The sequence below is a fragment of the Pseudomonas sp. AK-TSAG1-1 genome (assembly GCF_056821665.1).
Genome location: NZ_CM165965.1, coordinates 830005 through 852500, shown reverse-complemented (window position 1 = coordinate 852500; position 22496 = coordinate 830005). Strand labels below are relative to the sequence as shown.

The 22496-nt window shown below is 60.8% G+C and carries 21 protein-coding genes (1 of these 21 running past the window's edge); 14 read left to right on the top strand and 7 right to left on the bottom strand.

What is annotated here, in order from left to right:
* On the bottom strand, nt 1-1035 hold the 5' portion of the coding sequence (locus tag AC1UK9_RS03735; protein ID WP_473014405.1) for a CoA-acylating methylmalonate-semialdehyde dehydrogenase. It extends 459 nt beyond the left edge of the window; 1035 of the gene's 1494 nt are visible here — the first part of the coding sequence; it begins with the start codon at nt 1033-1035; the stop codon falls past the left edge of the window.
* A 76-nt stretch (nt 1036-1111) separates the two neighbouring features.
* Nucleotides 1112-2461, bottom strand: a complete 1350-nt coding sequence (gene aptA, locus AC1UK9_RS03730) for an omega-aminotransferase AptA (protein ID WP_025111698.1) — start codon at nt 2459-2461, stop codon at nt 1112-1114.
* A 135-nt stretch (nt 2462-2596) separates the two neighbouring features.
* On the opposite strand from aptA, the gene AC1UK9_RS03725 reads away from it, so the two are divergent.
* From AC1UK9_RS03725 to AC1UK9_RS03695, 7 genes are all read left to right on the top strand, one after another.
* A complete protein-coding gene (locus AC1UK9_RS03725) occupies nt 2597-3517 on the top strand; it encodes a LysR family transcriptional regulator (RefSeq protein WP_007968115.1) in 921 nt (306 codons plus the stop codon).
* Nucleotides 3518-3637: 120 nt separating this feature from the next.
* A complete protein-coding gene (locus tag AC1UK9_RS03720; protein ID WP_482579475.1) occupies nt 3638-5026 on the top strand; it encodes a uracil-xanthine permease family protein in 1389 nt (462 codons plus the stop codon).
* Nucleotides 5027-5113: 87 nt separating this feature from the next.
* Nucleotides 5114-5764, top strand: a complete 651-nt coding sequence (locus AC1UK9_RS03715; protein WP_025111700.1) for a TetR/AcrR family transcriptional regulator — start codon at nt 5114-5116, stop codon at nt 5762-5764.
* Between the two features lie 8 nt (nt 5765-5772).
* Nucleotides 5773-6354, top strand: coding sequence for an IMPACT family protein (locus tag AC1UK9_RS03710; protein WP_482579473.1), 582 nt, complete (start codon nt 5773-5775; stop codon nt 6352-6354).
* A 538-nt stretch (nt 6355-6892) separates the two neighbouring features.
* A complete protein-coding gene (locus AC1UK9_RS03705) occupies nt 6893-8452 on the top strand; it encodes an ABC transporter ATP-binding protein (protein ID WP_482579471.1) in 1560 nt (519 codons plus the stop codon).
* A 14-nt stretch (nt 8453-8466) separates the two neighbouring features.
* Nucleotides 8467-9573, top strand: coding sequence for an ABC transporter permease (locus AC1UK9_RS03700; protein ID WP_473014401.1), 1107 nt, complete (start codon nt 8467-8469; stop codon nt 9571-9573).
* The gene (locus AC1UK9_RS03695) at nt 9573-10499 is read left to right on the top strand and encodes an ABC transporter permease (protein WP_025111704.1); all 927 of its coding nucleotides are present in this window, start codon (nt 9573-9575) and stop codon (nt 10497-10499) included. The genes AC1UK9_RS03700 and AC1UK9_RS03695 overlap by 1 nt, the downstream gene beginning before the upstream one ends.
* A 69-nt stretch (nt 10500-10568) precedes the next feature.
* Here the strand turns inward: AC1UK9_RS03695 and AC1UK9_RS03690 are convergent, their stop codons facing one another.
* Nucleotides 10569-10982 (bottom strand): hypothetical protein, encoded by a 414-nt coding sequence (locus AC1UK9_RS03690; RefSeq protein WP_482580450.1) that lies wholly within the window; start codon nt 10980-10982, stop codon nt 10569-10571.
* Between the two features lie 82 nt (nt 10983-11064).
* Here AC1UK9_RS03690 and AC1UK9_RS03685 point away from each other — a divergent pair, with 82 nt between their 5' ends.
* The 3 genes from AC1UK9_RS03685 to AC1UK9_RS03675 all read left to right on the top strand — a co-directional run bounded on the left by AC1UK9_RS03685 (nt 11065) and on the right by AC1UK9_RS03675 (nt 13741).
* Entirely contained in the window at nt 11065-11421 is a 357-nt protein-coding gene (locus AC1UK9_RS03685) for a MerR family transcriptional regulator (RefSeq protein WP_482579468.1), read from the top strand.
* A 17-nt stretch (nt 11422-11438) separates the two neighbouring features.
* The gene (locus tag AC1UK9_RS03680) at nt 11439-12125 is read left to right on the top strand and encodes an SDR family oxidoreductase (RefSeq protein WP_473014399.1); all 687 of its coding nucleotides are present in this window, start codon (nt 11439-11441) and stop codon (nt 12123-12125) included.
* A gap of 257 nt (nt 12126-12382) precedes the next feature.
* Nucleotides 12383-13741 carry an 8-oxoguanine deaminase gene (locus AC1UK9_RS03675; RefSeq protein ID WP_025111708.1) on the top strand — a complete coding sequence of 453 codons (1359 nt, stop codon included), beginning with the start codon at nt 12383-12385 and terminating at the stop codon, nt 13739-13741.
* A gap of 126 nt (nt 13742-13867) precedes the next feature.
* On the opposite strand, the gene AC1UK9_RS03670 is transcribed toward AC1UK9_RS03675, so the two are convergent.
* Nucleotides 13868-14959, bottom strand: a complete 1092-nt coding sequence (locus tag AC1UK9_RS03670) for a calcium:cation antiporter (protein ID WP_482579466.1) — start codon at nt 14957-14959, stop codon at nt 13868-13870.
* A gap of 287 nt (nt 14960-15246) precedes the next feature.
* Between AC1UK9_RS03670 and AC1UK9_RS03665 the strand changes: the two genes are divergently transcribed.
* From AC1UK9_RS03665 to AC1UK9_RS03655, 3 genes are all read left to right on the top strand, one after another.
* Nucleotides 15247-16320 (top strand): BMP family ABC transporter substrate-binding protein, encoded by a 1074-nt coding sequence (locus AC1UK9_RS03665; RefSeq protein WP_482579464.1) that lies wholly within the window; start codon nt 15247-15249, stop codon nt 16318-16320.
* Nucleotides 16321-16462: 142 nt separating this feature from the next.
* Complete coding sequence (locus AC1UK9_RS03660) at nt 16463-17428, top strand: 2-oxoglutarate and iron-dependent oxygenase domain-containing protein (protein WP_482579462.1); 966 nt, start codon at nt 16463-16465, stop codon at nt 17426-17428.
* Nucleotides 17429-17508: 80 nt separating this feature from the next.
* Entirely contained in the window at nt 17509-18462 is a 954-nt protein-coding gene (locus AC1UK9_RS03655) for an adenosine deaminase (protein ID WP_482579460.1), read from the top strand.
* 120 nt (nt 18463-18582) lie between these two features.
* Here AC1UK9_RS03655 and AC1UK9_RS03650 read toward each other — a convergent pair whose 3' ends face one another.
* From AC1UK9_RS03650 to AC1UK9_RS03640, 3 genes are all read right to left on the bottom strand, one after another.
* A complete protein-coding gene (locus AC1UK9_RS03650; protein WP_473014394.1) occupies nt 18583-19965 on the bottom strand; it encodes an MFS transporter in 1383 nt (460 codons plus the stop codon).
* A gap of 130 nt (nt 19966-20095) precedes the next feature.
* On the bottom strand, nt 20096-20827 hold the full coding sequence (locus AC1UK9_RS03645; protein WP_473014393.1) for an ArsR/SmtB family transcription factor: 732 nt from the start codon (nt 20825-20827) through the stop codon (nt 20096-20098).
* A gap of 316 nt (nt 20828-21143) precedes the next feature.
* Nucleotides 21144-22073, bottom strand: coding sequence for a LysR family transcriptional regulator (locus AC1UK9_RS03640; protein ID WP_482579457.1), 930 nt, complete (start codon nt 22071-22073; stop codon nt 21144-21146).
* Nucleotides 22074-22193: 120 nt separating this feature from the next.
* Between AC1UK9_RS03640 and AC1UK9_RS03635 the strand changes: the two genes are divergently transcribed.
* Nucleotides 22194-22487 carry a putative quinol monooxygenase gene (locus AC1UK9_RS03635; protein ID WP_025111716.1) on the top strand — a complete coding sequence of 98 codons (294 nt, stop codon included), beginning with the start codon at nt 22194-22196 and terminating at the stop codon, nt 22485-22487.
* Nucleotides 22488-22496: the final 9 nt, after the last annotated feature.

Sequence of the window (22496 nt, the reverse complement as noted above, 5' to 3'; positions counted from 1 at the left end):
GGTCGCGCCCGCCGCCACGCCGTCATCGACATAACCGCTGACCTTGTCGCGTGCCTGACCGGTTACCAATGGGCCCATGTCCAGACCGCACGAAGTGCCGGCACCAATTTTTAGCGCCTTGATCTGTGGCACCAGTTTGGCCACCAGTGCATCGGCCACCTGATCACCTACGCACACTGCCACCGAGATCGCCATGCAGCGCTCGCCGCAGGAACCATAGGCCGCGCCCATCAGTGCGCTGACCGCGTTATCCAGATCAGCATCCGGCATCAGCACCGCGTGGTTCTTCGCCCCGCCCAGTGCCTGCACGCGTTTGCCGCGCTTGGTGCCTTCGGCGTAGATGTACTCGGCAATCGGCGTCGAGCCAACGAAGCTCAGCGCTTTGACTTCCGGCGCTTCGATCAGCGCATCCACGGCAGCCTTGTCACCATGCACCACGCTCATCACACCTTTTGGCAGACCGGCTTCCAGCAGCAGTTGAGCAATCAGCAACGTGGAGCTTGGATCACGTTCCGATGGCTTGAGGATAAAGCAATTGCCGCAGACGATCGCCAGCGGGTACATCCACAGCGGCACCATCGCCGGGAAGTTGAACGGGGTGATACCGGCGACCACGCCCAGTGGCTGGAAGTCCGACCATGCATCGATATTCGGGCCGACGTTGCGGCTGTACTCGCCCTTGAGGATTTCCGGAGCTGCACACGCGAACTCGACGTTCTCGATCCCACGTTTCAGTTCACCGGCGGCGTCTTCCAGAGTCTTGCCGTGTTCTTCGCTGATCAATTGGGAGATACGCGCTTCGTTCTGCTCCAGCAGTTGCTTGAAGCGGAACATCACTTGAGCACGCTTGGCCGGCGGCGTGTTGCGCCAGGCCGGAAAGGCGGCCTTGGCGGCATCAATGGCTTTCTGGATGGTTTCTTTGCTGGCCAATGGCAGCTTATGGATCGCTTGACCGGTGGACGGGTTGAACACATCAACCGCGCGACCGTTCTCGATCACCAGTTCGCCATTGATCAAATGCGGGATAACGCTCATCGAAAACTCCTGAATTCTTGTGCACAGACGCCCGCAAGGGGCGCCTGTTATTCGCAGGTATATATAGAGGGGAAAATCAGTCGAGCTTGTTCAGCACTTCGCCAACCGCATCGAACAGACGATCAAGGTCTTGCGGCTTGCTGTTGAAGGTTGGGCCGAACTGCAGGGTGTCGCCGCCGAAGCGTACGTAGAACCCGGCTTTCCACAGGGCCATACCGGCCTCGAATGGACGCACGATGGCGTCGCCGTCACGGGCCGCGATCTGGATCGCACCGGCCAGGCCGTAGTTACGGATGTCGATGACGTTCTTCGAACCTTTCAGGCCGTGCAGGGCATTTTCGAAATGCGGTGCGACGTCGGCGACGCTCTGCACCAGGTTTTCCTTTTGCAGCAGATCGAGTGCCGCAAGACCTGCGGCGCAAGCCACCGGGTGCGCCGAGTAGGTGTAGCCGTGCGGGAATTCAACTGCGTATTCAGGCGTCGCCTGATTCATGAAGGTCTGGTAGATCTCGGAGCTGGCAATCACCGCGCCCATCGGGATCGCGCCGTTGGTGACTTGCTTGGCGATGCACATCAGGTCCGGCGTCACGCCGAATGTGGTTGCGCCGAACATGGTACCGGTACGACCGAAACCCGTGATCACTTCGTCGAAGACCAGCAGGATGTTGTGCTGATCGCAAATTTCGCGCAGACGCTTCAGATAACCCTGTGGTGGAACCAGTACGCCAGCGGAGCCAGCCAAAGGCTCAACGAAGACCGCCGCGATGTTCGAGGCGTCGTGCAGTTCGATCAGTTTGAGCAGCTCATCGGCCAAGGCGATACCGCCCTGCTCCGGCATGCCACGGGAGAATGCATTGCTGGCCAGCAGGGTGTGCGGCAGGTGATCGACGTCCATCATCGACTGACCGAACAGTTTGCGGTTGCCGTTGACGCCGCCGAGGCTGGTGCCGGCGATGTTCACGCCGTGGTAGCCACGGGCACGGCCGATCATTTTGGTTTTGGTCGACTGGCCTTTCAGGCGCCAGTAGGCACGGACCATTTTCACCGCGGTGTCGGCGCACTCGGAGCCGGAGTCGGTGAAGAACACGTGGTTCAGGTTGCCCGGGGTCAGATCAGTGATCTTTTCCGCCAGCTGGAACGACAGCGGGTGACCGTACTGGAAGCCCGGCGAATAATCGAGGGTGCCCAATTGTCTGGAGACCGCTTCCTGGATTTCCTTGCGGGTGTGCCCGGCGCCACAGGTCCACAGACCGGACAGCGAGTCGTACACCTTGCGCCCCTTGTCGTCGATCAGCCAACTGCCTTCGGCGCCGACGATCAGGCGCGGGTCGCGCTGGAAATTACGGTTGGCGGTGTACGGCATCCAGTGCGCGTCCAGCTTCAGTTGGCTGGCCAGTGGCGACGACGCGTTTTCAGGCATGTTCATCGGGCAAAACCTCGCAGGGCATAACCATCAGGGAGATAGAAAGCGTTGTTGCAGCTAAATTGCCACGCGGATAAAGTCGGTGAAATCCAACTTTTCTAACCTTCAGTTAGATCCCTGCTAAACAATGAGAACAACATGAGCAGCCGCCGCCCCGATCCGCTGGCCCAGGTCAGTGACTTTGATATTCGCTTGCTGCGGATTTTTCGCAGCGTGGTGGAATGCGGCGGCTTCTCGGCCGCGGAAACCGTGCTCGGCATCGGACGCTCGGCGATCAGCCAGCAGATGAGCGATCTGGAACAGCGCCTCGGCCTGCGCTTATGCCAGCGCGGCCGTGCCGGGTTCTCGCTGACCGAAGAGGGCCGCGAGGTTTATCAGTCGGCACTGCAACTATTAAGTGCGCTGGAGAGTTTTCGCACCGAGGTCAATGGCCTGCACCAGCACTTGCGCGGTGAATTGATCATCGGCCTGACTGACAACCTCGTCACCCTGCCGCACATGCGCATCACCCATGCCCTCGCCCAGTTGAAGGAGCGCGGGCCGGACGTGCAGATCCAGATCCGCATGATCGCCCCCAATGAAGTCGAACAAGGCGTGCTCGACGGCCGCCTGCATGTCGGCGTGGTGCCGCAGGCCAGTGCGCTGTCGGGACTGGAATATCAGCCGTTGTACAGCGAGCGTTCGCTGCTTTATTGCGCGGTCGGTCATCCGCTGTTCTATGTCGATGACAAGCAACTGGATGACGAACGCCTTAATAGTCAGGACGCGATTGCCCCGACCTTTCGTTTGCCGGCGGAGATTCAGGCGCATTACCAGGCGCTCAATTGCACGGCCAGTGCATCTGACCGTGAGGGCATGGCGTTTTTGATTTTGACCGGGCGCTACATCGGTTACCTGCCGGATCACTACGCCAGCCTGTGGGTGCAGCAAGGTCGATTGCGTGCACTGAAGTCGACAACACGGTTCTATGACCTGAGCCTCGCATCGGTCACGCGCAAGGGCCGGCGCCCCCATTTGGTGCTGGAAAGCTTTCTCGAAAGCCTGGCAGCAACGCGCTGAATTCCAGCAGAGGCCCGACCATGCTGGGCCTGAGTAAATGAATCAAACAATAACCTGAGCAAGTGGACAGCTTTTTGCAGTGCAGGATCAACCCGATCCTTCAACAAGAAGCCCACGCCCATGCAGCCAGATTCCGCACCGTCCAGCGACCTGATCTACGGCCTCGACGACCGCCCCAAACCGCCGGCCGCGATCCTCGCCGCCCTGCAACACGTGCTCGCCAGTTTCGTCGGCATCATCACCCCGCCGCTGGTGATCGGCTCGGCCCTCGGACTGAACGCACACCTGCCCTATCTGATCAGCATGGCGCTGATGGTCTCCGGGGTCGGCACGTTTATTCAGGCGCGCCGCCCGTTCGGTATCGGCGCCGGGATGATCTGCTTGCAGGGCACCAGTTTTGCCTTTCTCGGGGCCGTGCTGTCGGCCGGATTTCTGGTCAAGCAGCGCGGGGGCAGTCCGCAGGACATTCTGGCAATGATCTTCGGCGTGTGCTTTTTCGGGGCCGTGGTGCAGATCGTCCTCAGCCGCTTCATCGGCCAGTTGCGCAGAGTCGTCACGCCACTGGTCACCGGGATCGTCATTACCCTGATCGGCATCAGCCTGATCAAGGTCGGCATCACTGATCTGGGTGGCGGCTTCAATGCGCCGGACTTCGGCGCGCCGGGCAATCTGGCACTGGGGTTGATGGTGTTGCTGACGATCATCCTGCTCAATCGCTCGAACACGCCGTGGGTGCGGCTGTCGGCAATCATTATCGGACTGCTGCTCGGCAGCCTGACCGCATGGTTCAGCGGCAAACTGGTTCCGCAGGCATTGCCCGACCTGCCGCTGGTCAGTCTTCCGACACCGTTCAGGTTCGGTTTCAGCTTCGACTGGACTGCGTTCCTGCCCGTCGCGCTGATTTATCTGATCAGCACCATCGAAACCGTCGGCGATCTCACCGCCAATTGCATGATCGCCCACCAGCCCATCAACGGCCCTTCTTATATAAGCCGTTTGCGCGGCGGTGTACTCGGTGACGGTGTGAGCTGCATGATCGCTGCCACCTTCAGCGCCTTCCCCAACACCACGTTTGCGCAGAACAACGGCGTGATCCAGTTGACCGGCGTCGCCAGTCGCTACGTTGGTTTGTACATCGGCGCGATCCTGTTTTGTCTCGGCCTGTTTCCCATGATCGGCGCGGTACTGCAGCAGATCCCGAAACCGGTACTCGGCGGCGCCACGCTGGTGATGTTCGGCAGCGTCGCGGCGGCCGGGGTACGGATTCTGGCGCAGTCGCCACTGGACCGGCGCAGCATGCTGATCATCGCCACCTCGCTGGGTGTCGGCCTGGGCATCGCCGCGCAACCGAACCTGTTGCACCTGCTGCCGAAGCTGGTGCAGAACCTGTTCGACTCGGCGATCACCAGCGGCGGGCTGACCGCGATCATCCTCTGCCTGTTGCTGCCGGAAGCGCGAACCACGGCCGTCGAGTCCGCCGCATCGATGAACAAGATCGAACAGGCGTAACGGTTTTATTGCATCAGGACTTGTCGGATGCCTGTGGGTGCGCTATCAACGCAACTGGTTGCACCCACAGACAAACCGGAAGTGCCTATGACCTTTGAAGTCCCTGCTCACGGCGGCAAACCCGCCAGCCGCATTCGTCAGAAGAACGAAGAGACCATCCTCAAAGCCGCCGAAGACGAATTCGCCCGTCATGGTTACAAAGGCACCAGCATGAACACCATCGCCCAGAATGCCGGGTTGCCCAAGGCGAACCTGCATTACTACTTCACCAACAAGCTTGGGTTGTACGTGGCGGTGCTGAGCAACATCATCGAACTGTGGGACAGCACCTTCAACACCCTGACCGCCGAAGACGATCCGGCCGAAGCACTGACTCGCTACATTCGCGCCAAGATGGAATTCTCCCGTCGCCAGCCACAGGCCTCGCGCATTTTCGCCATGGAAGTGATCAGCGGTGGCGAATGCCTGACTGAATACTTCAACCAGGATTACCGCGCCTGGTTCCAGGGCCGTGCGGCTGTGTTTCAGGCGTGGATCAACGCAGGCAAAATGGACCCGGTGGATCCGGTGCATCTGATTTTCCTGCTATGGGGCAGCACCCAGCATTACGCCGACTTCGCCACGCAGATCTGCCGGGTCAGCGGGCGCAGCAAGTTGACCAAGCAAGACATGGAAGATGCCGGCAACAACCTGATCCGCATCATCCTCAAAGGCTGCGGCCTCACCCCCTGCGTATAAGACGTTTTATGCCTTTCACCCTCAGCGGTTTTTGCGAGTACCGCGAAGAGATTCGCAAAAGCCGCTTTATCACCTTCGCCGCGCCGATCAGCAGCCCCGCCGACGCGCAGGCGCTCTTCGAGCAACACAGCGACTTGAACGCCTCGCACAACTGCTGGGCATGGAAGCTCGGTGATCAATACCGCAGCAATGACGATGGCGAACCGGGCGGTACCGCCGGACGGCCGATTCTGGCGGCGATCGAGGCGCAGGATTGCGACCAGGTCGCGGTGTTGGTCATCCGCTGGTATGGCGGCATTCAACTGGGCACCGGTGGTTTGGCCCGAGCCTATGGCGGCGGCGCCAACAAGTGCCTGCAAAATGCGGAAAAAATCGAGTTGATCAGCCGGGTGCCGCTGCGCTGCGCCTGCGGCTTTGCCGAGTTGCCACTGGTGAAACTGCGAGTGGCGGATCTGGGTGGTTTGGTGGTTGATGAAAGCTTCACCGCCAACGGCGTCGAATTGCAGCTGGCAGTCGGCGCGGCGCAGATCGATTTGTTGCAGAGCCAACTGGCCGATCTGAGTCGCGGACGCATTCTGCTGCAGCGCTGACAACCTGCAATCTTTTGGGGCGCCTGACAAAGGGCTTATTCCAGTAACTTGCCCACATCTGCTGTGCACCCGACTGTGGATAACCTGAGCACATCCTGCTGTAACCCTTCTGTCACGTGGCTTTGCGCGATTTGCTCACTTTTCGTCCAATACACATGAAAAAAGATTAATCCCACGTAAAAACAAACAGTTAGCGCTGTTTATCACCATTAGAAGATAACCGGTCATTGCTTATGCCCGGCTTTTCGGCTTGCGCACAAATACTGTGGAACAACCTGTGGATAACCCGTTCATGGCTCGCGCAGTCGCAGGTTCTGCATAGCTTCGCCCCGACTGCTCGTTTTTTAACCAGTTTGTCACGGTGCAAAAGTGGAGCCTGATCAACGGCTTTGCTCTGAATTGGTGCCCGCCTGCCCAGCGTTTTTCTGCGCGATGCTCTACCTCAGGCGCGCGGCAACCGCCATGGCGGGTGTTCCTGACTCAATGGCCAGGAAATTGCTTTATCCACAGGTACACCGCCAAGCCAGACGAGCCTGTCATGCACACCCTTTCTACGAGCACCGGTCCCATCCCGCGCCTGCAACTGCGCCACATCAGCAAACGCTACCCCGGTTGTCTGGCCAATGACGCCATCGACCTGAGCATCGCCCCCGGAGAAATCCACGCCCTGCTCGGCGAGAACGGCGCGGGGAAAAGTACCCTGATGAAGATCATCTACGGCGTCACCCAAGCCGACGCGGGCGAAATGCTCTGGCAGGGCCGGCGGGTGAATATCCGCAACCCGGCGCAGGCCAGGCAGTTGGGGATCGGCATGGTGTTCCAGCACTTTTCGCTGTTCGAAACCCTCAGCGTGGCGCAGAACATTGCCCTGGCGATGGGCGCCAAGGCCGGCACGCCGAAACAACTGGAGCCGAAAATTCGTGACGTGTCGCGCCGCTACGGCATGGCGCTGGAGCCGGAGCGACTTGTCCACAGCCTGTCGATCGGCGAACGGCAACGGGTGGAAATCATTCGCTGCCTGATGCAGGACATCCGCCTGCTGATCCTCGACGAGCCGACCTCGGTGCTCACCCCGCAAGAGGCGGACGAGTTGTTCATCACCCTGCGTCGACTGGCGGCCGAGGGCTGCAGCATTCTGTTCATCAGCCACAAACTCGGTGAAGTGCGCGCGTTGTGCCACAGCGCCACGGTGCTGCGTGGCGGACGGGTGGCCGGGCATTGCGTGCCGGTTGAACGCTCGGACCAGCAATTGGCGCAACTGATGGTCGGCGAAGCGGCGGCATTGATTGGCGAGTACCCGAAGGTCAGCGGTGGCGCGGCGTTTTTGCAGGTCAGCGGCTTGAGTTGGCACAACCCCGATCCGTTCGGCTGTTCGCTGGCCGAGATCAACCTGCAGGTGCGCAGCGGGGAAATCGTCGGCATCGCCGGGGTCGCGGGCAATGGCCAGGACGAATTGCTCGCCCTGCTCAGTGGTGAACAACGCCTGCCGCGCGACAACGCTTCAACGATTACTTTTGCTGATCAAGCGGTCGCTGATTTACGCCCGGATGCGCGGCGCAAACTCGGGCTGGCGTTTGTTCCGGCCGAGCGTCTGGGGCATGGCGCGGTGCCGGAATTGAGCCTCGCCGACAACGCCCTGCTCACGGCTTTTCAACAAGGACTAGTGAGCAACGGCTTGATCGAACGCAGCAAAGTCGAAGCCCTCGCCCAACAGATCATTCAGCGCTTTGGCGTGAAAACCCCAAACACGCAAACCGCCGCGCGCAGTCTCTCCGGGGGCAACCTGCAGAAATTCATCCTCGGCCGGGAAATCCTCCAGCAACCGAAACTGCTGATCGCCGCGCACCCGACCTGGGGCGTGGACGTTGGCGCGGCGGCGACCATTCACCGTGCGCTGATTGCCTTGCGCGATGCCGGCGCGGCGATCCTGGTGATTTCCGAAGACCTCGACGAACTGTTCCAGATCAGCGACCGCCTCGGCGCCTTGTGCGCCGGGCGACTGTCACCGCTGCAAAACACCACCGACACCCTGCTGAGCGACGTCGGCGGCTGGATGGCCGGGCAATTCAACGACACGCCTTCATCGGCCACGCTCTGACGGAGTTTCCCCCCATGCTGCTTTCCCTCGAACCCCGTGGCCGACAATCGCGCCTGATGCTGTGGTGCTCGCCGTTGCTGGCGGCGCTGCTGACACTGGGCTGTGGCTCGCTGCTGTTCATCGCCCTCGGCCATGATCCGCTGCAAACCTTGCACACCCTGTTGATTGCGCCGATCAGCGACTTGTATGGCGTCTCCGAATTACTGGTCAAGGCACTGCCGATTCTGCTCTGCGCACTCGGTCTGGCCGTGGCTTATCAAGCGCGGATCTGGAACATCGGCGCCGAAGGTCAATTGCTGCTCGGTGCGCTTGCCGGCAGTGCATTGGCGGTGAACATCATCGACCTGCAAAGTCGCTGGGCGCTGGTACTGATTCTGCTCACCGGCACTTTCGCCGGTGCCGCCTGGGCCGGACTGACGGCGTGGTTGCGCACGCGCTTCAACGCCAATGAAATCCTCACCAGCATCATGCTCAATTACATCGCGCTGAACCTGTTGCTGTTCTGCGTGCACGGCCCGTTGAAGGATCCGGCCGGCTACAACTTCCCCGAGTCGGCAATGTTCGGTGACGCCAGTCGTTTGCCGCTGTTGATGGAAGATGGCCGGGTACACGCCGGGGTGTATTTCGCATTGCTGGCGCTGGTCGCGGTGTGGGTGTTGTTGCAGAAAAGCTTTATCGGTTTCCAGATCAAAGTGCTCGGGCTGGACAAGCGCGCGGCGGGGTTCGTCGGCTTTCGCGAGAAGCGTCTGATCTGGCTCGCGCTGTTGATCAGCGGCGGTTTGGCCGGGCTCGCCGGGGTCTGCGAAGTGACCGGGCCGATCGGCCAACTGGTGCCGCAGGTGTCACCGGGTTACGGCTACGCAGCGATCACCGTGGCGTTCCTCGGCCGGCTCAATCCGCTCGGAATCCTGTTTTCCAGCCTGCTGATGGCGCTGCTGTACATCGGCGGCGAGAGTGCGCAAATGACGCTCAATCTGCCACAAGCCATCACCCAACTGTTTCAGGGAATGATGCTGTTTTTCCTGCTCGCCTGCGATGTGCTGATTCTCTATCGGCCACGTCTGAAACTGCGCTGGGCACGGCGCACCTCGACCACCGCCGTAACCGCCGGAGCGCTGTGATGGATATCGATCTGTTGAGCAATATTTTCTACGCCATGGTGCGTTGCGGCACGCCGCTGCTGTTGGTCGCGCTGGGGGAGTTGATCTGCGAGAAGAGCGGTGTGCTCAACCTCGGCCAGGAAGGGATGATGCTGTTTGGCGCGGTGATCGGTTTTATCGTCGCCCTCAACAGCGGCAACCTGTGGCTCGGCGTGTTGCTGGCGATGCTAGCGGGGATGCTGTTGTCCTCGCTGTTTGCCTTGGTGGCGCTGGTGTTCAACGCCAATCAGGTCGCGACCGGGCTGGCGCTGACGATCTTCGGTGTGGGCCTGTCGACCTTTGTCGGCGCAGCGTGGGTCGGCAAGCCGCTGGCCGGATTCGAGCCGTTGGCGATTCCGTACTTGAGCGAAATTCCGCTGATCGGGCGGATGCTGTTTGCTCAGGATCTGCTGGTGTACCTGTCGTTCGCTCTGTTTGCGCTGGTGGCGTGGGTGATCATCAAGAGTCGTGTCGGGCTGATCATTCAGGCGGTTGGCGAGAACCCGGATGCGGCCAGTGCGATGGGGTTGCCGGTGCTGACCGTGCGTACCCTGGCGGTGCTGTTCGGCGGGGCGATGGCCGGGCTGGCCGGGGCGTATCTGTCGCTGGCGTACACGCCGATGTGGGCCGAAAACATGACCGCCGGGCGCGGCTGGATTGCGCTGGCGCTGGTGGTGTTTGCCAGTTGGCGGGTGTGGCGCCTGCTGCTCGGGGCGTATCTGTTTGGCCTCGCCAGCATCCTGCACCTGGTGGCGCAGGGGTTGGGGCTGGCGATTCCTTCGAGTCTGCTGGCGATGCTGCCGTATGTGGCGACGATTGTGGTGTTGGTGCTGTTGTCGCGGGATGCGATCCGGACTCGGCTGTATGCGCCGGTGTCGTTGGGGCAGCCGTGGCAGTCAGGGCATTAAAGCGGTGACCCTGTTGGCCTCTTCGCGAGCAAGCCCGCTCCCACAGTGTCCGTGTCCTCGTCAAAGACACTAAACCTGTGGGAGCGGGCTTGCTCGCGAAGGCGTCCGAACAGGCAACACCTGAGCAATGCCCCACGCCAGTTCAAGGACCAGAAAACCCACCAGCAATGAACTGGCGCCATGGGCCAAGGCGTACCCCTGCCAGGCCGCAAACAGAAACCGCGCCACCGCGTCATAGCGCCCATACACCGGTTGCGGATCACGAATCCGCAGCACCGCCCACACGCAAACCACCGAACCCAACAGATTCGCCATCAACATATGCACAGGCTGAAACGTCGGCAGTTCACCTGGCAAATTCAGCGCTGTCAAAAAACCATGCAACGCGACAAAACTCCACGGCGTGGCAAACGCGCCCGTGACGATCAGGTCATACCAGGCACTGCCGCGCACCACATTGCGATACTGGGTCGAAGTCCACATCATCCTTGCTCCAAAAATTGAGGAGCAACCACGGTAAAGCCTGGAGTATGCTCCAGGGTCAAGACCTCTTTTGAGACCCAGCATGCGCATCGGTGAATTAGCCCAGGCCAGCGCCGTCAGCCGCGATACCTTGCGTTTCTACGAGCAGCGCGGGTTGATCGCGGCGCAGCGCAGTGCCAACGGTTATCGCGACTACCCGCCGGAAATGCTGCAACTGGTGCTCTACATCAAGACCGCGCAGCGTCTGGGTTTTACCCTCGGCGAAATCGGCAACAGCGTCGCCGCATTGTGGAACGCGCCCGAACCGGACCATGCCGTGGCACAACTGCTGCGCGACAAACTGCAATTGATCGAAACCCGCATGAGCGAGCTCGATGTGTTGCGACGAGAGTTGCATCAACGGCTCGGTCAGGCGTGTCCATTGAATCCTGTACCCTGACTTTCAAGGAACCCATCATGCCCCAGGCAAAACATGCACTGATCATCGGCGCTTCCCGTGGCTTGGGCCTCGGGTTGGTGAAAACCCTGCTGGCCGATGGCTGGCAAGTGACCGCCACCGTGCGCAACCCGCAGAAGGCCGAGGCGCTGCAAGCGCTGGGCAAGGTGCGCATCGAGAAACTCGACATGGACGATCAGCAGGCGGTGATCGCCCTGAGCCAACAGCTCAAGGGCGAAACCTTCGACCTGCTGTTCGTCAACGCCGGGGTCAAAGGTCCGGAGGTGCAGACGCCGGGCGGCGCGACACTGGCTGAAGTCGGCCAACTGTTCTTCACCAACGCCGTGGCGCCGATCAATCTGGCGCAACGCTTTGTCGGGCAGATCCGCGACGGCAGCGGCGTGCTGGCGTTCATGAGTTCCGGGCTGGGCAGCGTGACCGTACCTGACGCACCGGAGCTGGCGCTGTACAAGGCAAGCAAGGCCGCGCTGAACTCGATGACCAACAGCTTCGTCACGCAATTGGGCGAGCAGAAACTCACTGTGCTATCGCTGCATCCGGGCTGGGTAAAGACCGACATGGGGGGTGAAGGTGCTGACCTTGATGTAGACACCAGCACCCGCGGGCTGGTTGATCAGGTGAATGCGTATACCGGCAAGGGCGGACATCACTTCATCAACTACAAGGGCGAAACCATTCCCTGGTAAGCACCGAGGATGCAAATGTGGGAGCGGGCTTGCTCGCGAATGCGGTGTGTCTGCGCCAGAGGTTCCAACTGAGACGACGCTTTCGCGAGCAAGCCCGCTGCCACAACGGGATTGTGTGTTGTCCTGTCGGGTCGGGCTTGCCCGATGCAGCAATTTGTTTGACACTGCGCACCTCGTCCTCGCGGCGACCCTGGATCAGCAGACAGGGCATCACTGAGCTGGCAACCCTGAACCCAACTTTCAGAGGAGCCGGCAAAATGCCCGCGACCCGTACCTGGTTAAAAAATCCCCTCGCCATTTTCACAGCCAACGCGCTCGATGCCCGTGGCGGCCTGGTGCTGCAAGACGGCGTCATCGTCGAAGTTCTCGCGGCCGGTCAGCAACCGTCCACGCCGTGCAATGAAGTGTTCGATGCCCGCGAGCATGTGATCCTGCCGGGCCTGATCAACACCCATCACCATTTCTATCAAACCCTGACTCGCGCCTGGGCGCCGGTGGTCAATCAGCCGTTGTTCCCATGGCTGAAAACCCTGTACCCGGTGTGGGCGCGGCTGACACCGGAAAAACTCGCCCTCGCCACCAAGGTCGCGCTGGCTGAACTGCTGCTCTCCGGTTGCACCACCGCAGCTGACCACCATTATCTGTTCCCGGACGGCCTGGAAAACGCCATCGACGTGCAAGTCGACACCGTGCGTGAACTGGGCATGCGCGCCATGCTCACCCGCGGCTCGATGAGTCTCGGCGAGAAGGACGGTGGCCTGCCACCGCAGCAGACCGTGCAAGAAGGTCAGGTGATTCTCGACGACAGTCAGCGCCTGATACACGAGTACCACGAGCGTGGTGACGGTGCGCAGATTCAGATCGCGCTGGCACCGTGCTCGCCGTTCTCGGTGACCCCGGAAATCATGTCGGCCAGCGCCGAACTGGCGAACAAACTAGACGTGCGCCTGCACACGCACCTGGCGGAAACCCTCGACGAAGAAGATTTCTGCCTGCAGCGCTTCGGCCTGCGCACCGTCGATTATCTGGACAGCGTCGGCTGGCTCGGCCCGCGCACCTGGCTGGCCCACGGCATCCATTTCAACCCGGACGAAATCGCCCGCCTCGGCCAGGCCGGCACCGGTATCTGCCATTGCCCGAGCTCGAACATGCGCCTGGCTTCCGGCATCTGCCCGAGCATCGATCTGACCGATGCCGGCGCGTTGTTCGGTCTGGGCGTGGACGGTTCAGCCTCCAACGACGCATCGAACATGATCCTCGAAGCGCGGCAGGCGCTGTATATCCAGCGCCTGCGTTACGGCGCCGAGAAAATCACTCCTGAGCGCGTGCTGGGTTGGGCAACCAAGGGCTCGGCGAGCCTGTTGGGGCGTACCGACATCGGCGAACTGGCGGTGGGCAAACAGGCGGATCTGGCGTTGTTCAAACTGGATGAACTGCGTTTCTCCGGCAGCCACGATCCGGTTTCGGCGTTGCTGCTGTGCGGCGCCGATAGGGCGGATCGGGTGATGATTGGCGGCAAGTGGCGTGTGGTTGATGGTCAGGTTGAAGGGCTGGATCTCAAAGGCCTGATTGCCGATCACAGCCAGGCGGCTCGCCAGTTGATCGCCGGCACCTGATACACCGCTGATCAAACCTGTGGGAGCGGGCTTGCTCGCGAAGGCGTCTTGTCAGTCAACATTTGAGCTGGCTGACACTCCGCTTTCGCGAGCAAGCCCGCTCCCGCATCTGGTTTTGTGGTGGGCTCAAAGACCGAGCAGGGAGAGCATGATGAACGTCGCAAACAGTACAAAGTGGGTCATGCCTTCGATGGCATTGGTCTCGCCGTCATTCAGGTTGATCGCACTGACGATCAGCGTGATGAAGATCATCACCGTCTGCACCGGGGTCATCGCCATTTGAAACGGCTGGCCAGTGTACAGCGCCATCGCTTCCATCACCGGCACGGTCAGAATTACCGTCGACAGTGACGCGCCCATCGCAATGTTGACCACCGACTGCATACGGTTGGCCAACGCAGCCCGCAACGCAGTCAAAATCTCCGGCGCCGCCGAAATCGCCGCCACCAGAATCGCCGTGATCACCGGCGGTGCGCCCGTGCCTTCCAGGCCCAGATCGAGGGTCTTGGACATCACTTCGGCCAGTGCGCCGATCACCACCACCCCGAACACCAGAATGGCGATCGACCACGCCAGGCTCAGCGGTTTTGGTTCATCCTCGACAGGTTCTTTCTTGCGGCGTTTGTCCGGGTAGCTGTAGCTGAAAAAGTAGCTGTGCGGGCCAACCTGCATCCGCAGGAACAACGCATAAAGCACCACCATCGCGCCGATGGTGAACGCCGAATAGACCTTCCAGTTGGCCGCCGGAATGAACTCCGGCACCACCATCGAAACACCCATGGCGGTGAGGATCATCACGCTGTAACTGCGCGCCGAATCGTCGTTGTACGACTGCTCGCCATGCTTGAGCCCGCCCATCAACGCGGCGAGGCCGAGGATGCCGTTGATATCGAGCATCACCGCCGAATAAATCGTGTCACGCACCAGCGTGGCCGACGCTTCGTTGCTCATCATGATCGCCAGGATCACCACTTCCACCAGCACCGCCGCGAGGGTCAGGATCATCGTGCCGTAAGGGTCACCGACTTTTTCCGCGAGCAGTTCGGCCTGATGGGCGACACGCATCGAGGCGGCGACAATGAAGGCGATCAGCACCAGGCCAGAGATCAACGCGACAATCTGGCCGCTGTGCAACATCCAGTGTTCCAGCGGATAAGCGACGCACGCGGCAATCACCGCCAGCAGCAGAAAGCTTTCTTGCTTGAGGATCGTGAGCATGGCGGGCCTTTTTGCCGAGAGGTTCGAATGAGCTACTGACTGCGGCGTGGCGCTAACGTTTCGTTACACCTTAGCGCACCAGTGGATGGCAGTTGATTTCAGCCATGCACTTTTATCGTTCCTGCCGGCCTCTTCGCGAGCAAGCCCGCTCCCACATTGGAATGCGATCTCCTGTGAGAGCGGGCTTGCTCGCGAAGGCTGCAACTCGGTTTCGACTTGTTTGTTGTCCTGTTGGTCAGCAATTTGCATTGCCCCCGACCACCCACAACAAAATGGAGTTCGAATTCATGCAAATACGCCCGCTGCACAAACTGCTGTGCGCCGTCATCGGTCTGGGGATCAGCCTGAGCGCCAGCGCTGCCGATCCGCTGAAGGTCGGTTTCGTCTACATCGGCCCGATCGGCGACCACGGCTGGACGTATCAGCATGAACAGGGGCGCAAGGCACTGGTGGAAAAATTCGGCCCGCAGATCACCACCAATTACGTCGAGAACGTGGCCGAAGGCGCCGACGCCGAGCGGGTGATCCGCAACATGGCCAAGGACAACTACGACCTGATCTTCACCACGTCCTTCGGCTACATGAACCCGACCCTGAAAGTCGCCAAGCAGTTTCCCAAGGTGACCTTCGAGCACGCCACCGGCTACAAGCAGGACAAGAACCTCGGCACCTACCTGGCCCGCACCTATGAAGGTCGTTATGTCGGCGGTTTCCTCGCGGCGAAGATGACCAAGAGCAAAAAAATCGGCTACGTCGCCTCGTTCCCGATTCCGGAAGTGATCCGCGACATCAACGCCATCCAGCTGGCCCTGAACAAGTACAACCCCGGTACCGAGATCAAGGTGGTGTGGGTCAATTCGTGGTTCGACCCGGGCAAGGAAGCCGATGCTGCCAACGCGCTGATCGATCAGGGCGTGGACGTGGTGTTCCAGCACACCGACAGCCCGGCGCCGATCCAGGCGGCGGAACGGCGTGGCGTGTACGCTGTGGGTTACGCCTCGGACATGGCGCACTTCGGCCCGAAAGCGGTGCTGACCTCTATCGTCAACGACTGGGCCCCGCACTACATTCAGGCCACGCAGAGCGTGATCGACCACAACTGGAAGTCGCAGGATTACTGGGGCGGACTGAAGGAAGGCACGGTTGAACTGCCGATCAGCGACCTGGTACCGGCGCCGGTGAAAGCCGAGGCCGAACAGATCATCGCCGACATCAAGAGCGGCGCGTTGCAGCCGTTCACCGGGCCGATCAAGGATCAGGCCGGGGTCGAGAAAATCCCGGCGGGGGTGAGTGCGACGAATGCGCAACTGGCGTCGATTAACTATTACGTGGAAGGGATGAAGGCCGAGATGCCGAAGTAATCCCGGCCCCACCACCATTCCCTGTGGGAGCGGGCTTGCTCGCGAAAGCGTTACATCAGGCAACTCATGTATCAACTGATACGACGCCTTCGTGAGCAAGCCCACTCCCACAATGGATCTTCAGCGTCTTCAAGGATTGTGTATGAACAGTCTTCCAGTCATCGACATCTCACCGCTCTATAGCAACGACGAAAACGCCTGGCCCGCCGTCGCCGAACAGATCGACCGCGCCTGCCGCGAGTGGGGTTTCTTCTACATCAAGGGCCACCCGATTTGCGCGCTGCGCATCGACTCGCTGCTCGACCACGCGCAGCGCTTCTTTGCGCAACCGGCAGCAGAAAAACTCAAGATCGACATCACCCAGACCCGCCATCACCGTGGTTACGGCGCCATCGCCACCGAACAACTCGACCCGGACAAACCCAGCGATCTGAAAGAGACCTTCGACATGGGCCTGCACCTGTCGGCGGATCATCCCGACGTGCTCGCGCAAAAACCGCTGCGCGGGCCCAATCGCCATCCGGCGCAAGCAGGCTGGGAGGCGTTGATGGAGCAGCATTACCTCGACATGCAGGCGCTGGCGCAAACCCTGCTGCGGGCGATGACGATTGCCTTGGACATCGAGCGCGATTTCTTCGACTCGCGCTTCGTTGAGCCGGTCAGCGTGCTGCGCATGATCCACTACCCGCCGCGCCACACCGCCAGCAGTAACGAGCAGCAAGGTGCCGGCGCGCATACCGATTACGGCTGCATCACTTTGCTCTATCAGGACAGTGCCGGTGGTCTGCAAGTGAAGAGCGTCAACGGCGAATGGATTGACGCGCCGCCCATCGAAGGCACTTTCGTGGTCAACCTCGGCGACATGATGGCGCGCTGGAGCAACGACCGTTATCGCTCGACCCCGCATCGGGTGATCAGCCCGCTGGGGGTGGATCGCTATTCGATGCCGTTCTTCGCCGAACCACACCCGGACACGCGCATCGAATGCCTGCCCGGATGTCAGGACGCACAGCATCCGGCGAAATATCCGGCCACCACCTGCGCCGAATTCCTGCTCTCGCGCTTCGCCGATACCTACGCCTACCGTCGCGAGCAGGAAGCCGTGTGATGGATCGCTTGGTCAGGTTTTGCCAATTGTTTCGGCGAGCATCTGTAGAATGCCGTCATTGCACCTGATGAGAAAAGAATATGTACGACTGGCTCAACGCCTTGCCCAAGGCTGAACTGCACCTGCATCTGGAAGGCTCGCTGGAGCCCGAGCTGCTGTTCGCTTTGGCCGAGCGCAACAAGATCGCCCTGCCGTGGAACGACGTCGAAACCCTGCGCAAGGCTTACGCCTTCAACAACCTGCAGGAATTCCTCGACCTGTATTACCAGGGCGCTGACGTGTTGCGCACGTCCCAGGATTTCTACGACCTGACCTGGGCCTACCTGCTGCGCTGCAAAGAGCAGAACGTGATTCACACCGAACCGTTCTTCGACCCGCAGACCCACACCGACCGTGGCATCCCGTTCGAAGTGGTGCTCAACGGCATCGCCGCCGCGCTGAAGGATGGCGAGCAGCAACTGGGGATCACCAGCGGTCTGATCCTGAGTTTCCTGCGCCACCTGAGCGAAGACGAAGCACAGAAAACCCTCGACCAGGCGCTGCCGTTCCGTGATGCGTTTGTTGCTGTGGGCCTGGATAGCTCCGAGATGGGCCATCCGCCGAGCAAGTTCCAGCGCGTGTTCGACCGTGCCCGCCACGAGGGCTTCCTCACCGTCGCCCACGCTGGCGAAGAAGGCCCGCCGGAGTACATCTGGGAAGCCATCGACCTGCTGAAAATCCAGCGCATCGACCATGGCGTGCGCGCCATGGAAGACGAGCGCCTGATGCAGCGGATCATCGACGAACAGATCCCGCTGACCGTGTGCCCGTTGTCGAACACCAAGCTCTGCGTATTCGATCACATGTCGCAGCACAACATTCTCGACATGCTCGAGCGTGGGGTGAAGGTCACGGTGAACTCCGATGACCCGGCGTACTTCGGCGGTTACGTCACCGAGAACTTCCATGCGCTGCACGAACACCTGGGCATGACGCAAGATCAGGCCAGACGCCTGGCGCAGAACAGCCTGGATGCGCGCCTGGTAAAACCGTAAGCAGCAGCGCAAAACCTCTGCAGGAGTGAGCCTGCTCGCGATGGCGGAGTGTCAGATACACCTGTTTTAACTGACACTCCGCCATCACGAGCAGACTCACTCCTGCAATTGGATGGGTGTTCAGCCTGCGACCTGGGGTTCAGTCAGCTCCTCCAACGTTTTCCCCCGCGTCTCCATCCCGAACAGCCACACCACCCCCGCCGCAATCGCGAAGCACAACGCCCCCAAGGCGAACACCCCGCCCTGCCCGGTAATCGGGAATACCAAGCCGGTCACCAGCGGTCCGAGCAACGAACCGACACGACCGATCGCCGAGGCGAAGCCCGAGCCTGTGGCCCGCGCCGACGTCGGGTACAACTCCGGCGTATAGGTGTAGAGCACCGCCCACATGCCGAACAGGAAGAACTGCATCAACAGCCCGGTGCCGATCAGCAACGCGACGTTGCCGCCGAACACCGCGCTCTGGCCATAAAGAAACGCCATCACCCCACCGCCGAGCAAGGTGACAATGCACACCGGTTTACGCCCCCAGCGCTCCACCAGCCATGCCGCCATCAGAAAACCGGGAATCCCGCCCAGGGAAATCAGCACGGTGTAATACACCGACTGGGTCACGGCAAACCCAGACTGTTGCAGCAATGCACTGAGCCATGAGGTCAGTCCGTAGAAACCGAGCAAGGCGAAGAACCACAGGCTCCAGATCATCGTGGTGCGCTGGCGGTATTGCGCCGACCAGATCTGCTTGAGGGCCGAGAAGAAGTTACCCGGTGGCGTCACCGTTCGTGGCAAGCGCACAGGCTCCGGCAACGTCGCAACACCGAGCGATGCACGCACACGCTGTTCGATTGCACCCAATACCTTGTCTGCCGCGTCATGCCGCCCGGCCTGCTCCAGCCAGCGCGGCGACTCGGGGATAAAGAAACGGATCGCCAACACGAAGACCGCCGGCACTGCCAATACCAGGAAGATGTCGCGCCATCCAATCAACGGCAACAGGAAGTAAGACAACACCCCGGCTGCGACAAAACCCAGTGGCCAGAAACCGTCCATCAACGCGATATAACGCCCCCGTCGCCGGGCCGGAATCAGCTCGGACAGCATCGACTGAGCGATGGGAAACTCCATGCCCATGCCGATCCCCAGCAGAATGCGGAACAGCGTCAGGCTCTCGACCGTTTGCGCGGTCGAACACAGGTAACTGGCTACACCCCACAGAACAATGCTCCACTGGAACACCGGTTTGCGTCCGAAACGGTCGGCGAGCATGCCCGACAGCGATGCGCCCAGCACCATGCCGAAAAAACTCGAACTGGCGAGCAACCCGGCTTGTGCACTGCTCAGGCCAAACTCGCTTTTGATCGAGCCGAGCAGGAACGTCATCATGGCCAGGTCCATGGAGTCGAAAAAGAACGCCAGGGCAATGATGATGAAAATGACGCGGTGATAACCGCTGAGCGGCAGGCGCTCCAGTCGTTCTGCAGCGCTGAAGTTTCGCGTATCCATGGCCCGTCTCCCCATCCGCAATATTTGCCGATCGAGTGTGCGGGATAACGGTTCAGCGCTTTTTCTGGATGCGACCTGTTCACAGTCACAGGCGACGCCAGCGTCGAAGTGGCAGCCGGCGAAAGCTCTATTACGCCATTTCCAGCTCGGTTTCCTTGGCAAAACGATGAATTTCCCGCTGCCCGGCCGGGGTCACCTGCAAGGCACGGGAGTCTTTGGGCAGTACCAGCCAGCCGGACTGCATGAACAGCTGCAACAACGCAGCTCCCAGAGAGCCCCCCATGTGCGGACGCCGTTCGCTCCAGTCCGGGCAGGCGCACGCCACCTGAGCCTTGCGATGGGCCAGCGCCTGGATGAACACGCCCCGGCTGGCCAGCTGGTTCGACCCCTTGAGGGTTACCACGACGCGCTGCTCGGTCTGTTCGATCCAGCCCGCTTCGAGCAGACGTTGATACAGATCGGCGGCCAGCGTGCCACCCAAATGGTCATCGCAAAAACGCGCGCGCAGCAGCGATGACGGTGCGATCTGGGGATTGGTGAGCGGTGTCGAGCGCTTGAATACGTGAGGCACCTCCCGCGGTGCACTGGCGATCGTGGCACTGGCCAGGGCTTCGATGGCGGCAGCGATCTCCGGGGCAGCCAGGCGAAAAAAACGCTTGCGCCCACGGACCTCTACTTTCAACAGACCGCCGGCGGACAAACGCCCCAGATGCGCACTGGCCGACGATGGCGACAACCCTGCCAGCAGCGCCAGCTCCTCGGTCTGGCGGGCCGAGCCATCCATCAACGCCCACATCATCGCGCTGCGCTTGGGGTCGGCCAGCAGCGTGGCGATCTGGCTGATGCAAGGTGCATGTTCCATGTATTCACTCCCTGTTGAATCGTATCGTCTACTGCTCGAAGACATCTTGACCAGTAATGCGTCGTCGGCCAAGACGCGTAAAACGCCATGAACCGGAGCAACGCAGGCCAGTGATGCAGCACCCGTCAATGGAGTGCCCGCGGCGTTTGTGCACTTCTGGTCCACCCCCGGAAAAACCGGCCGGACTCTGCCCTGGCCGGTTGTCGGCGCAGGTTTGAGGCGGTCGCTAGTATAAGCGGGATGCACGCCGCTTCCTGCGCCGTGGCTGACACGAATGGTGATAGTTTCTGAGAGAAATTTCGCTAATTGCCTGCGACTAATGATCAACTTTCGAGAAATGCGGAAATTGACTACTCAATTCGGCGCATCGGCTGGCGAGCATTTCCCTTAAAAGGTTCACCGGCTTACTCAATTGCGCGCGATGGGCGCACAACAGATTCAGTGGTGCACGCTCGCAGAGCAATTCCGGCAACAACACTTTGAGGCGTCCGGCGAGGACATCCGCGCCGACATCGAGCCACGACTTGTAAGCGATGCCCGCCCCCGCCACTGCCCACAACCGCACCACATCGGCGTCATCGCTGAAGCGATCGCCGCTGACCGTCAGACCGACTTCGCGTCTGCCGTCATGAAAACTCCAATGGTCGTGAACCCGGCTGCCGAGCATGTACAGCAGGCAATTGTGCTGAGCCAGTTGTTCGAGTTGCCGCGGTTCGCCGTGGCGTGCCAGGTACGCCGGCGATGCACAGAGCACTCGGCGATTTTCCGCCGCGATGGGCAAGGCGACCAGGCTGGAATCTTCCGGCTCGCCGTAGCGCAAGGCGATGTCCACCGGCTGGCGGAACAGGTCGGCGATGCGATCACCGAGCAGCAGGCGCACGGTCAGCTTCGGGTGCTCGCGCTGAAACTCGTCGAGCCACGGCAGCAACAGGTTGCGACCGAAATCCGACGGCGCCGACAACTGCAGGATTCCGCTGACCTGATCCTGTGCACTGGACAGGTAGCGCCGCCCCTCATCCAGTTGACCCAGGGCGGCGCGGGCGTATTCAAGAAAGCCTTCACCCTCGGCGGTCAGGCGCAAGCTGCGCGTCGAGCGGGCCAACAGACGTGCGCCCAGTTGTTGTTCGATGCGCTTGAGCGCCGCACTGGCCACCGCAGCGGACATGTCCATGACCCGCGCCGCCGCCGACAGGCTGCCCAGATCCGCCGCGCGGACGAACAACTGCAAATCATCGAAACGCAGCATTCTCAGCCCCGATTATCAAAAAAATATTGAAAGAGACTGCTCTTTTAGCCGGTTTTATCGCGCCGAGAAATAGCCAATCATCTGCTCCATCGAATTCATCCCGCTGCTTTGGAGCCGAGCATGTCCCAGCCATTCACCGCCATCGCTACCCTGATCGCCAAACCTGGCCAGCAGGACACCCTCGAAAACGCCCTGCGCGAGCTGGTTGCACCCAGCCGCGCCGAAGCAGGCTGCGGCCAATACGACCTGCACCGCGACCTGGCCGATCCACTGACCTTTTATGTGATCGAACACTGGGCCGGCGAGGAAATCCTGCTGGCGCACAACGCCAGCGCGCATTTCCTGAACTTCCAGGCGACTGCGGGGCATTGCATCGAACACTTCCAATTGAAACGCCTGGGCGCCATCGCCTGAGCCGTTCTT